The 11,452-nt window shown below is 65.6% G+C and carries 7 protein-coding genes; 2 read left to right on the top strand and 5 right to left on the bottom strand.

Translation table 11 applies throughout. From position 1 onward, the window contains the following. Positions 1-538: 538 nt before the first annotated feature. From ACIQ6O_RS07250 to dacB, 3 genes are all read right to left on the bottom strand, one after another. Positions 539-982, bottom strand: a complete 444-nt coding sequence (locus ACIQ6O_RS07250; RefSeq protein ID WP_396207107.1) for a hypothetical protein — start codon at positions 980-982, stop codon at positions 539-541. Positions 983-1,037: 55 nt separating this feature from the next. Beyond that, on the bottom strand, positions 1,038-2,111 hold the full coding sequence (locus ACIQ6O_RS07245; RefSeq protein WP_396207106.1) for a M35 family metallo-endopeptidase: 1,074 nt from the start codon (positions 2,109-2,111) through the stop codon (positions 1,038-1,040). Positions 2,112-2,219: 108 nt separating this feature from the next. After that, positions 2,220-3,782, bottom strand: a complete 1,563-nt coding sequence (gene dacB / locus ACIQ6O_RS07240; RefSeq protein WP_396207105.1) for a D-alanyl-D-alanine carboxypeptidase/D-alanyl-D-alanine-endopeptidase — start codon at positions 3,780-3,782, stop codon at positions 2,220-2,222. A gap of 178 nt (positions 3,783-3,960) precedes the next feature. Between dacB and ACIQ6O_RS07235 the strand changes: the two genes are divergently transcribed. Together ACIQ6O_RS07235 and ACIQ6O_RS07230 are read left to right on the top strand one after the other, a co-directional pair. Beyond that, a complete protein-coding gene (locus tag ACIQ6O_RS07235; RefSeq protein WP_396207104.1) occupies positions 3,961-5,439 on the top strand; it encodes an amidohydrolase family protein in 1,479 nt (492 codons plus the stop codon). A gap of 211 nt (positions 5,440-5,650) precedes the next feature. After that, the gene (locus ACIQ6O_RS07230; RefSeq protein ID WP_396207103.1) at positions 5,651-7,876 is read left to right on the top strand and encodes a DUF5916 domain-containing protein; all 2,226 of its coding nucleotides are present in this window, start codon (positions 5,651-5,653) and stop codon (positions 7,874-7,876) included. A gap of 21 nt (positions 7,877-7,897) precedes the next feature. Here ACIQ6O_RS07230 and ACIQ6O_RS07225 read toward each other — a convergent pair whose 3' ends face one another. Further along, positions 7,898-8,965: a flavin monoamine oxidase family protein gene (locus tag ACIQ6O_RS07225; protein WP_396207102.1), complete on the bottom strand. Its 1,068-nt coding sequence runs from the start codon at positions 8,963-8,965 to the stop codon at positions 7,898-7,900. Positions 8,966-9,003: 38 nt separating this feature from the next. After that, positions 9,004-11,394: a molybdopterin cofactor-binding domain-containing protein gene (locus tag ACIQ6O_RS07220; RefSeq protein ID WP_396207101.1), complete on the bottom strand. Its 2,391-nt coding sequence runs from the start codon at positions 11,392-11,394 to the stop codon at positions 9,004-9,006. Positions 11,395-11,452 lie beyond the last annotated feature (58 nt).

Genomic DNA, 11,452 nt, shown 5'->3' with positions numbered 1-11,452 from the left:
CAGCAAAAGCCACATGCAAACCGTGAGGCCATGGAAACCAGCATCGCGCTGTTCTCCATGGCCTCACTGAGCTCGGTGCGCTCCGTGTCAGCGCGTTTCAACGGCGCTGACCCCTTGAACGCTGACCCCTTGAAAGAACGCGTCCACACGGAGCTCACCGAGGGTGGTGAGGGCACAAAGAACAGCAAAAGCCACATGGAAACCGTGAGGCCATGGACACCAGCATCGTGCTGTTCTCCATGGCCTCACTCAGCTCGGTGCGCTCCGTGTCAGCGCGTTTCAACGCCGCTGACCCCTTGAACGCTGACCCCTTGAAAGAACGCGTCCACACGGAGCTCACCGAGGGTGGTGAGGGCACAAAGAACAGCAAAAGCCACATGCAAACCGTGAGGCCATGGAAACCAGCATCGCGCCGTTCTCCATGGCCTCACTGAGCTCGGTGCGCTCCGTGTCAGCGCGTTTCAAAGACGCTGACCCCTTGAAATCGTGCTGCAGCGGCTTGGGGCCGGTCGCTAAGTCCTGAACCGCTTGATCGGGGTCAGCGAATGGTGATGGTGACCGGCTTGCAGGCCAACGTCACGGGTGCATGGTTGGCCCGCGATCGTGGCACCTTCGCTGACCCCGGCGCCACGTCGTGCAGCACGATATGCGGCACGACCGTGTAGCGCCCGGGTTCGGTCAAGGAATAGACCTCACCCAAATCGAGCGCGGCCTCGCGCTGTTCCCCCGGTTCGAGGCTGAAATACTCGTCGAGTTCGGGGTCGCCGCGCTTCACGAGGGCGCCGCCGTATTGCAGCGCCTTCCCGTCGCGCATCACCGTAACGAAAGGCTGCAGCCACGCCTCTTCGAAAGTTGTGCCCCAATTGAGCACCGCCACTCGTGTGGCTCCGCGATTATGCAACGCCACCGTGAGCGGAACCGGCTGGCCGCTCTTCACCGTGGCCGGCGCGTGCACGGTGCAGGCAATGGTCGGCGAAGCCACGGAGGCGTCAGCGCTGCTGACGAACGACACGAGCAGCAGCGCCGACGCGATCCGATTACTGACGCGCAGGCGTGTTCTCGGCGAAATACTCGTGGTTATCGGCGTTGGCGATGGCCTGCGACACATTCGTGAGCGCCAGGTTGCGCGCCGCGGACTGACCGTAGGCAAAATCGCCGGTCCCCGCGACCACGGTGAAGTGGCTCATCTCGTGCACCAGCGTACCGCCACGCGAGTCAGTGCCTGCGAGCGGCGCACTCCAGAACGCCTTGCACACGTAGATGGTGTACGGCTGGTTGGCATACACGTACGCGAAGTAGGTCTTCTTGCAGCCGCAGTCCACCTTGATGGGCTTGGTGGCGAACGCGTCGGCGATGGCCGTGAAGTTGGCGAGCACCCGGCTGGCGTTTGCGGTGGTCACCGCACCGAACCACCACGTGTACCGGTCGGCCAGGTTGTTGGCCGCCATATAGCTGCGCGAATTGATCGCGTAGGTTTCGGCCTGCGCGAGCGCCGCTCGGACGGCGGTCTGCTGGGTGGTCGTACAGCGCGCATACGTGATCTGGCTCGTGAGCGCCGACAGCGTTCGATCGGCAATACCGCTGGTGGCGAGGGCGGCACGACCGTAGAGGCGCACTTCCTGCCGGGCCGAGCGCAGCACCGTCTGCGCGCGGCTGTCGCGGCTCTCGAACACCACCGAATAGCGCCCGTCGCGCGAGAGATCGTAGGCACGCGAGAGCTCGATGTCGTAGCTGTACGCGGCGCCCGGGGCGATGCTGATGATCGCATCGCCGATGGAGGGACCGCGCTTGATGTGCGGCCCCTCGTAGTTCACGCGCTCCCCATCACGAAGCACCACGAACTGCTGCGTCTCGAGATCCTCCGAGGGCAGCTGCGATTCCGGCACGTCCACCGTGCTCGTGGAACGGTTGATGACGGTGACATGGGCGATGACCGACTCCGCCCCACGCACCTCGGGCGCCAGTGACACGCTCACGTCGAGGGCGTTCTGCGTGCTCGGGGGATTCGCGTCGGCGGCTTCCGTGAACGACGGCTTGTCCGTGCTGCAGCCCAGTGAGAAGAGAAGAATCGCGGCGGCAGCGGAAAGTGCCGAACGACGGGTAGCAGCCACAGTACACTCCAGGTCCAAGGGATTGGGTCAGCTCTATGCCGCCCCGAGCCGCAATTCCACCGTTTCGTCCCTTGTCCGCAATGTTTCACTGGTGGCACACGCCAAGCATCACCGGAGGCGCTCCCACGCCAGACTGGCGATCTCACCGAGCGCCTGGCCGGCGACGTCGGCGGGGTCGCCCTGCTTCACGGCGAGATTGTTCACGTACAGCGCGAAGGCCATGCGTTTCCCGCTACGCGACGTGAAGTAGCCGGCGAGCCCCTTGCCGGTCACGATCGTTCGCCGGTTGAGCGGATCGTACTTGGCGTAGGTCCCCGTCTTGGCGAAGACCTTACCCGCGCCAGGAGCGTTGGGCTGGATGAGCGCGAGCGTGCCATCACTACCCAGAATTGGGAGAGCGGCGCGGAAGGCCTCGGCCCACGGCTTCTTCGCAACCATCGCGAGGAATTGTGTCATGAACAGCGGCGAGAACATGGCATCACCGCCGGCGCCGTCGCCCTGCTGCGCCCCATCGGTGTCGAGCCCCTCACGCTGCAGCCACTCCCGCGCCATGTCGAAGCCGCTCTGTCCCGCTGCGGCTTTCGCCATCGTGGGCAACAGCAACGGGAAGTTGCTCGCGTGCAGGTTCTGGCTGGTCTTGAGCAGCACCACCGCTTCGGCCGTGAGCGGCAGCGACACATGCTCCGCCACCATAAGCGAATCGGTGTAGAAGGCGGCAAAGGTACGACTGTCGGTAGCGCGGGCGCCGAGTCGCGCGACGGCCTGAATGCCGGCGGCGTTGAGCACCTCGGTGAACACGATCTCGCCGAAGCGGCGCGGCGACGCCACCGCCCAGCGCGAATTCACGGCCGCGCCGCGCGGAACCGATCCCGTGGCCACGATGACCCGGCGATCGCCACTCGAACTATCCTCGACGCTGCGCACGAGCAGCGGCGTGCCCGAATCCGCTGTCACGAGGTTCGCGTGTACCGTGAGATAGCTGGTCGCCGGTAGCACCTGCACCGTCACGCGGTCCCCGGCCTTGCTGCCGGGGGTGAGCACGATGTCGATGACATTGTCGTTCACTACCATGGGAGACAGCGTGACACGCGTGCCGAGTTCGCGATCCCCCTCAGGAAACAGCGAGGCATCCACCACGACCTGTCCGGTGATGCGCCGGATCCCGGCGCTGCTCACCTGCTGCGCGAGCTGCTTCAGCGTGGTGAGCGGATCACCATCGAGGGGCATGCCGCCGTACGAATGATCCCGGTCGACGAAGGCGTACCGATTACCATCGCGAACACGCCCGGACAGGTTGGGGTCACCAGCGGCGCGAAGCACCAGATCGCCTTCGAGGACTCCGTTCCGAACGGGGCCGGTGCGATACACCCGTGTCCGAAAGCGATGATCCGCGCCCATCACCTCCAGCGCAGTCGCCATCGTCAGTAGCTTGGTGGTGGACCCTGGTATGAACAGGCGATCGGCGTTCACCCCGGCCACCACCTTGCCCGCGTCGAGATCGTAGAACGCCATGCCCCAGCTGGCGTGCTTGAACTCGGGACGATTCATGACGCCCTGAATGGCCTTGTCCGGCGCCGGCTGCGCTGGGCTCATCCGCGGACCGAGCAACGACAGCGCTGACACAAGTGCGGACGCCAGTACGCGCGGTGTTCGCTGGAGTGTGCGGGGCATGGTATGAAAGCTCGCGATCTGAACGTGAAGGCCAAGGATCCCGGGACCCGCCAATGATGTTGCCTGCGGCGACATCCCGTAAGCGTCGGTGGCGCCGCCGATTGGCGACCGGCTACGTGGCGCGACATAATTGGCGGGCACCGTTGACCGATTCCTCCTCAATGTGGTGGACCATCCCATGCCCCGTCTGCTCCCCGGCGCGTGTCTCGCCTTCAGCGTGTTCTCGGCGCCCGTTGCAGCCCAACCGACCGCCATGCTCGATGTGATCATCGTTGGCGGGCGGGTCATCGATCCGGAGACCAGGCTCGACGCTGTCCGCCATGTCGGCATTCGCGGCGGCACCATCGTGTATATCGGTGCGGCCATGCGCAGCGCCCGTGACACGATCGATGCGAAGGGGCAGGTGGTCTCGCCAGGCTTCATCGATCTGCATCAGCATGGGCAACAGGATTTCGCCTATGACTATGCCGCGCGCGATGGGGTGACGACGGCGCTCGAGATGGAACTCGGGTCGTATCCGGTGGCGCCTTGGTACGCCGAGCGGGCCGGGAAGGCGCGCGTGAATTTCGGCATCACCGTATCGCACCCGGGCGCGCGTCGCGCCATGCTCGACCGTGACTCGTCCCGTGCCGGTTCGCTGGTGATCGGCAGCGACGGCAAGTGGGCCCGCGAGCGTATCGACCCCAATCGTTTCCCCGAGCTCGGGGCGCGCATCGACCAAGGGCTGCGCGAGGGCGCGCTGGGCGTGGGCATGGGACTCGCATACACCGTGGCCGCCTCGCGCGCCGAGGCGATGGACGTGTTCCGGCACGCGGCGAAGGCCAAGGTCCCCGTGTACGTCCACGCGCGGAGCGGCGGCCCGAACGATGCCGATGGTCCCGCATCAGTCCAGGAAGTGATCGCCGACGCGACCGCTACGGGCGCCCCGTTGCACGTCGTGCACATCACGAGCATCGGCGCGGCCTCCACCCCATTCGCACTGGATCTGGTCGATGGCGCCCGTCGCCGCGGCCTCGACGTGACCACCGAGGCGTACCCGTACAATGCCGGGGCGACGTACATCACGGCCGCTATTTTCGACGAAGGGTTCCAGCAGCGCCTCGGGGTCGACTACAAGGATCTCATGCGCCCGGAGACGGGTGAGCGACTCAACGCGGAAACCTTTGCGAAGTACCGCGAGATCGGCAGTCGCGTGATTCTCTTCATGATCCCGGATTCGGTGCCGGCCCAGACGTACCGTCGTCCAGGCGTGATCGTGGCCAGCGACGGTGGCTTCTCCATGGTCGACGGCAAGATCGTCGGTCATCCGCGGAGCGCGGGGACGTTCGCGCGGGTGCTCGGTGAGTTCGTACGCACCCAGCGCGTGCTGTCGCTGCCCGATGCCATTGCGCGCATGACGCTGCTGCCGGCGAAACGCGTGGAGGGGGCCGATCCGCGCATGAAAAAGAAGGGACGGGTGCAGGTTGGTGCCGACGCCGACATTACCGTGTTCGACCCTGCCCGGGTGATCGACAAGGCGACCTTCGAGAACGCTGCACAGTATTCCGAGGGCATCACGCATGTGCTGGTGAATGGCGTCGCGGTCGTGCGTAACGGCGAACTCGTCCCCGGAGTCGCGCCTGGCCGAGCGGTCCGCGGACGGACCGGTGAGCGATAATGGCCGGTGACGCGTAAGCCATACGTCGAAGGTCTCCGCTCACCTCGAAATGGCGTCTGTGCTCACCCTGCTCCTTCCGCTCGTCCTCGGCAGTCTTTCCGGGCGCCCGACGCCTCCTTCTGCGGCGGACCCGAGGCCGGTCTATCACGGGCGGGTGGGCACGACCGCGGTGGCGGTGCCGAGGGCTGACAACGCCCCATCTGTCGATGGGGTGTTGGACGAACCTGAATGGGCGAAGGCCGCCGTGCTCACCGGCTTCTCGCAGTTCTTTCCGAACGACGGAGTCACTGCGCAGGACAGCACCGAAGTGCTCGTGTGGTACAGCGCGACGGCGCTTCATGTGGGGGTGCGCGCGTATGCTGCACCGGGATCGGTTCGCGCCACACTTGCTGATCGCGATCGTATCACGCAGGACGACAACATCCAACTTTTTCTCGGCACCTACAACGACAGCCGGCAGGCGTTGGTGTTTGCCGTCAATCCGTTCGGCATCCAGAGCGATGGGGTGCTCACCGAAACGGGTGCCACAACCGGCAGTGGATTTGCCAGTTCCACCACCAAGGCGCGCGAAGCGACCGATCTCGCTCCCGATTATGTGTGGCGGTCGAAAGGACGGGTGACCGCGGCGGGGTACGACGTGGAGATCGCCATCCCCTTCAAGAGCCTGCGCTATCGCAATGTCGACCTGCATACCTGGCAACTCAATGTTGTGCGTACGGTGCAGGCCACCGGTCATGAGCAGACGTGGACTGCAGCAAAGCGCGCCAGCGCCAGCTTCCTTGCGCAGTCGGGGACCCTGAACGGGCTCCGTGATCTGCAGCGCGGCGTGACGGTCGATCTCATTCCCACGGTGACGTCGAGCGCTTTTGGCAGTCGACCGTCGGTTTCGGCGCCATGGCGCTACGATGCGCAGCAGCCGGATTTCGGCGGGAGCGCGCGATGGGGCATCACCAGCAACCTCACGCTGTCGGGTACGGCCAACCCGGACTTTTCGCAGGTGGAGGCCGATGCGACGCAGTTTTCTCCCGACCCGCGGGTCGCGGTGTTCTTCGCAGAACGGCGTCCATTCTTCCTTGAAAGTCAGGAGCAGTTTGCCGTTCCCAACCGGCTGATCTACACCCGGCGTATTTCGCAGCCCGTGTTCTCCGGCAAACTCACCGGGAAGCAGCGTGGATTCGACATCGGCGTGCTCGCCGCCGTGGACAGCCGCGACGCATCAGTAACCCAGCGCGATAACCCGGTGTTCGGTATCGTGCGTCTGCAGCGCGATGTCGGCAAGCAAAGTCGCGTCGGCGTGGTCTACACCGATCGCAGCGAGCGTGGTGGGACCAACCGGGTGATGGGGGTGGACGGTCGACTCGTGCGTGGCGTGTATAGCGTGACCGGGCAAGTGGCCCGCAGTTTCACCACCAATGGTGACAGCACGCGTGCCGCCCCGCTGTGGGATTTCGCGGCGGTGCGCAACGGCCGCGCGTTCTACGCGCGATACGTCCTCAACGGCATCTCGCGCGACTTCGATGCGCAGACCGGCTTCATCGCGCGGCCGGGCATCGCCAATCTGTCGGCGACGCACCGGTGGAATCACTTTGGTGCGCCGGGGGCACTGATCGAGGTGTTCAGCCCCGAAGTGTATGTGCTGGGTCGGTATCAGTACGCGGACTTCGTAAATCGGCGTGCTGCCCAAGATGCGCAGCTTCACTTGCGCGCGAATACGCGTCTGCGTGGAGGATGGCAGGTGGGAGGGCAGTGGTTACGCGAGGAATTCGGCTACGATCGCAGCCTATACGAAAACTACGTGCTGCTCCGGAGGCGCGATGGCGGACGCGTGGATACGCTTCCGTACACCGGCACCCCTCGTCTGCCGAACTTCGACGGTGTGTTGAGCATCGGGACCCCCGAGTTCAAACGGTTCAGTGCACAAACGGTGTATGTGTGGGGACAAGACGAGAACTTCTCCGAGTGGAGCTCGGCCAATGTCGTGCTCTACAACCAGACGTTGACGTTACGGCCGACGGAGCAGCTCCGTATTAGCGGCACTTGGGCCTACGAGACCTTCCGGCGCAAGACCGACGGCTCACTGGTATTGTCGCGCAACACGCCGCGTATCCGTGCCGAGTATCAGGTGAGCCGCCAGGTGTTCGTACGCGTGATCGGCGAACACTCGGTGGTGCAGCAGGATTCGCTGCGTGATGATTCGCGCACCGAGTTGCCGGTATATCTCCGCCAACCCAATGGCACGCTTCGCCGCGCCGAGGCATTCAAGCGCACCCGCGCCCGGCTCGATGTGCTCTTTTCGTATCTGCCGTCGCCGGGCACGGTGTTCTACGTGGGCTATGGCGATCAGTTACGCGCCGACGAACCAAATGGGTCTCGTACGCTCCGCCGCTCGGCAGACGTGTTCTTCGCGAAGGTGAGTTACCTGTTTCGCATGCAGTAGGGCCGGCGCGCCAATAGGCGCTCAGCTTCCGAGCTTCGTTCGTACACGATCGGCCGCCGTGCGAGCGGCGTGTACCGCACCCGCCAGATAGCCCGGCTCCGTGTGACTCGTCTCGCTGCCGGCGAGAATCAGTCGGTCAGCCCATGGGCCGGCAACCCACGGGGTAGGGCTCGGCACGGGATGGCCACTCGGTGTGCGGTCGTCGGGCGTGGCAGTGTACGCATCGGCCGCCCAGTCTTTGAGCATGGCGGCACGAGGGTGCGCCGCGTCGGCGCCGAACATGCGCTCGAACTGCGCCACGCATGCCTGCGTCAGGCGCTGCTCACCCAGCGCGGCGCGCTGGTCGGCGCTCACGCCCACGAAACCGAACAGCGCAGCCTCGCCATTCGCGGTCGTCGCGTCATGGATCTCTGGCATTGGGCCCACCATGCTCTGCGCGGTACCGCTGAGTCCCGACTCACGCCAGAACGGGCGCTCGTACAGCGCAAAGAACTTCGCATGCGGCGCCATCCACGTAGGTGTGCTGGTCCAGCGCTGCATGGTCTCGCCCGATAGCACGGGGGTGAACGCCACCGAGTGTGCGAGTAGACGCGGCGGAAGCGCGCCGACAATCAGCGTGGCGCGGAGCGTCTCGGTGACGCCCTGCCGGTTGACGGTCACCGTTGCGCCCTCGTCGTCCATGCGCAGGGCCGTCACGACGGAATTCAGCCGCACCGCAGCGTCCGGTAGCGCGTCGGCAAGTGTGCGCACCAGCGCCTCACTGCCACCGACGACGCGAAAACTCTTCTGCTCCTGCGGGTAGCCCTGGAACCGCTGCGGCCCTTCCCGCGACATGCGTTCGAACAGCACGTCACCATCGCTGGCCTGCGCGAACGACGGCAGGGCCAGCTCCTCCACCAGCTCGGCCATGGCCGGCTGCATCTGCGGCCAAAACCACGACGGGCCGAGGTCGAATCCGTTGACGGTGAGAATCCGACCGCCGATCCGGTCTCGCGCCTCGAGCACGGTGCAGGACACGCCGACGCGATGGAGCAGCCGCGCGGTGTACAGCCCGGCGAGACCGGCGCCGATGATGATGACGTCTTGCATACCTGAACGTTGGGGTGATCGTGCTGTGAGACCGCCGCCTACGGGCTGCCGACTCCCACGTTGGTACGCGTCTGCCACCCGGCCAACTGGCGACCCACCGGCAGGTCTCGCACGCGAATACCGGTCGCGGCGAAGATGGCGTTGGCGATCGCGCCGCACGCCGGAGGGACGCCGGGTTCACCGATGCCACCAGGCAAGCCTTCGCTCTCCACGAGATGCACGTCCACGAGCCGTGGCGCCGCCCGCATACGTGCCACGCCGTAGTCACGATAGTTGCTCTGCACTACACGGCCGTTGGCAAAGGTCACTTCGCTCGACAGCACGTTGCTCATCGCCATGATGAGCGCGCCTTCCATCTGCGAACGCGCCCGGTCGGGGTTGGCGATGAAGCCGGCGTCGACGGCGACGGTTGCCTTGGGAACGAGCACGGTCCCATCGGGAAGCACCTCGACTTCCACCACCATCGCCACATACGACAGGAAGCTGCGATGCATTGCGATGCCACGCCCGCGGCCGCGCGGGAGGGCAGGGCCACGCCAACCGCTCTTCTCGATCACCGTCTCCACCACCCGCCGCGCCCGTGCCGTGTCGAGCGGGTGATCGGCCCACGTGGCGCCGTAGTTGCTCGCGGGCTTCACGAGACCGGCCGTGGAGAGGTCGACCTGGCGATCGGGGCCGAGGAGTTCGAGCAGGAAACTCGCGGAATCCCTGCCTGACGTACGAGCGAGCTCGTCGACGAAGCTGCCGATTGCGAAGCCATGGTGAATGGCATTCACACTGCGATACCAGCCGATGCGCGTATGCGCCGTGGCCGGGCAGATCTCCACCTGCAGGTTGGGAATGGCGAACGGGATATCGCTGGCCCCATTCGTGAGTTCATCCGGTTCCGCGCCGGTCACCTTGGGCGCGAAGGTGGCGCTGATGGCCGGGTAGGCCGATCGGTGATGCCAGGCGACCACCTTGCCGTTGGCGTCGAGTCCTGCTTCGAGACGGTGTGCGGCGGCGGAGTGCAGATACGAATGCTGCAGATCGTCTTCGCGCGTCCACTGCACGCGCACTGGCGCGCCCGCCTCGCGTGAGAGAAAGGCCGCTTCGCAGACGAAATCGGGCTTCGACTTGCGGCCGAACCCACCGCCGAGAAGGGTGACATTCACCTTCACATTGGCGACGTCGAGCTTGAGATACTCGGCCACCGTCTTGCGCGCATCCATCGGGGATTGCACCGGCGACCAGATCTCGGCCTTGCCGTTACTCACATTGGCCAGTGCCACCACCGGTTCCATCTGCGCGTGCGACAGATGCGGCATGTAGTACTCGGCGCTCACGCGACGCGCGGCACCGGCCAGCGCCTGCTGCACATTGCCGTTGGTGCGCCCAGCCTGCCCGGGCTTCCGAACGGATGCCCGCAACGTGTCCTTGTACGCTTTGCTGTCGTACGACGCGTTGGCGCCATGCGTCCAAGTGATCTTGAGGGCGTCGCGCCCCTTCATGGCCGCCCACGTGTTCTTCGCAATGACGGCCACGCCGCCGAGCGGCAGGAAGCCACCGGGCATCGGTGAGGCGGGGATGCGCACGATGCGTTCCACACCGGGCACCTGCTTCGCGAGCGTATCGTCGACGGTGGCCACAGTGCCGCCCCACACTGGCGGGCGCGCAATCACGGCGACCTTCATGCCGGGGAGGACTACATCGGCCCCGTACACGGCGGTGCCGGTGGTCATGGGGACGAGGTCGATACCGGGCATGCGTTTGCCTTCCCATCGCCGCTCGGCCGGCGACTTGATGCGCAGGCGGTTCGCCGCCGGCATGGGAATGGTGCGTGCGGTCGCCACGAGGGCACCGAATGCCTTACTGCGGCCGGTCGGCGCATGCACCACGGCGCCATTCTGCGCCTTCACCTCCGCCGACGGCACATTCCACTCCTTCGCGGCTGCATCTTCGAGCAGCGCGCGCACTGTGGCGCCGGCTGCACGGTACTTGGGAAGAAAATCCCGAATACTCGTGGAGCCATCGGTGTTCTGACTGCCGTACTTGGGTTCGTCGCCGAGCGCCTGCACGACGCGGCAGCGCGTCCAGTCCGCTTCCATCTCGTCGGCGATGATCATGGGCATCGTGGTGCGGATGCCCTGACCCATTTCGGAACGATGGCAGTAGATACTCACCGTACCGTCGTCGCTGAGCTGCACGTACGCGTGGGGCTCCCACGGCTCGGCGTTCGTGTCGTGCTCCATGCCCCCACGTGTCGTCGCATCGAGTCGGCGTACGCCAAGGGCACTCGCCGCCACGAGCAGGCCACCCATGCCCGCGAGCTTGAGGAAATCGCGTCGCTCGTTGGGCGGCGCCATGTCGATCGGCGCTGACGATACCGCCGTCGATACCGGCGTCGATCCCGGTGTCGAGAGCCACGGGAGATTCTTGCGGGCGCTCACTTGCTCTGCTCCGCGGCGGCCTTGATGGCGGCCCGAATGCGCGGGTAGGTCCCGCAGC

It is taken from the genome of Gemmatimonas sp., assembly GCF_044345575.1.
GTDB lineage: Bacteria > Gemmatimonadota > Gemmatimonadetes > Gemmatimonadales > Gemmatimonadaceae > Gemmatimonas.
Note: the sequence above shows the minus strand (reverse complement) of the source record. Positions and strands in the feature narration are given on the sequence as shown.

Coding starts and splice junctions, on each gene's coding strand:
- dacB (WP_396207105.1), bottom strand. CDS start 3,782: ATGCCCCGCACACTCCAGCGAACACCGCGCGTACTGGCGTCCGCACTT.
- ACIQ6O_RS07235 (WP_396207104.1), top strand. CDS start 3,961: ATGCCCCGTCTGCTCCCCGGCGCGTGTCTCGCCTTCAGCGTGTTCTCG.
- ACIQ6O_RS07225 (WP_396207102.1), bottom strand. CDS start 8,965: ATGCAAGACGTCATCATCATCGGCGCCGGTCTCGCCGGGCTGTACACC.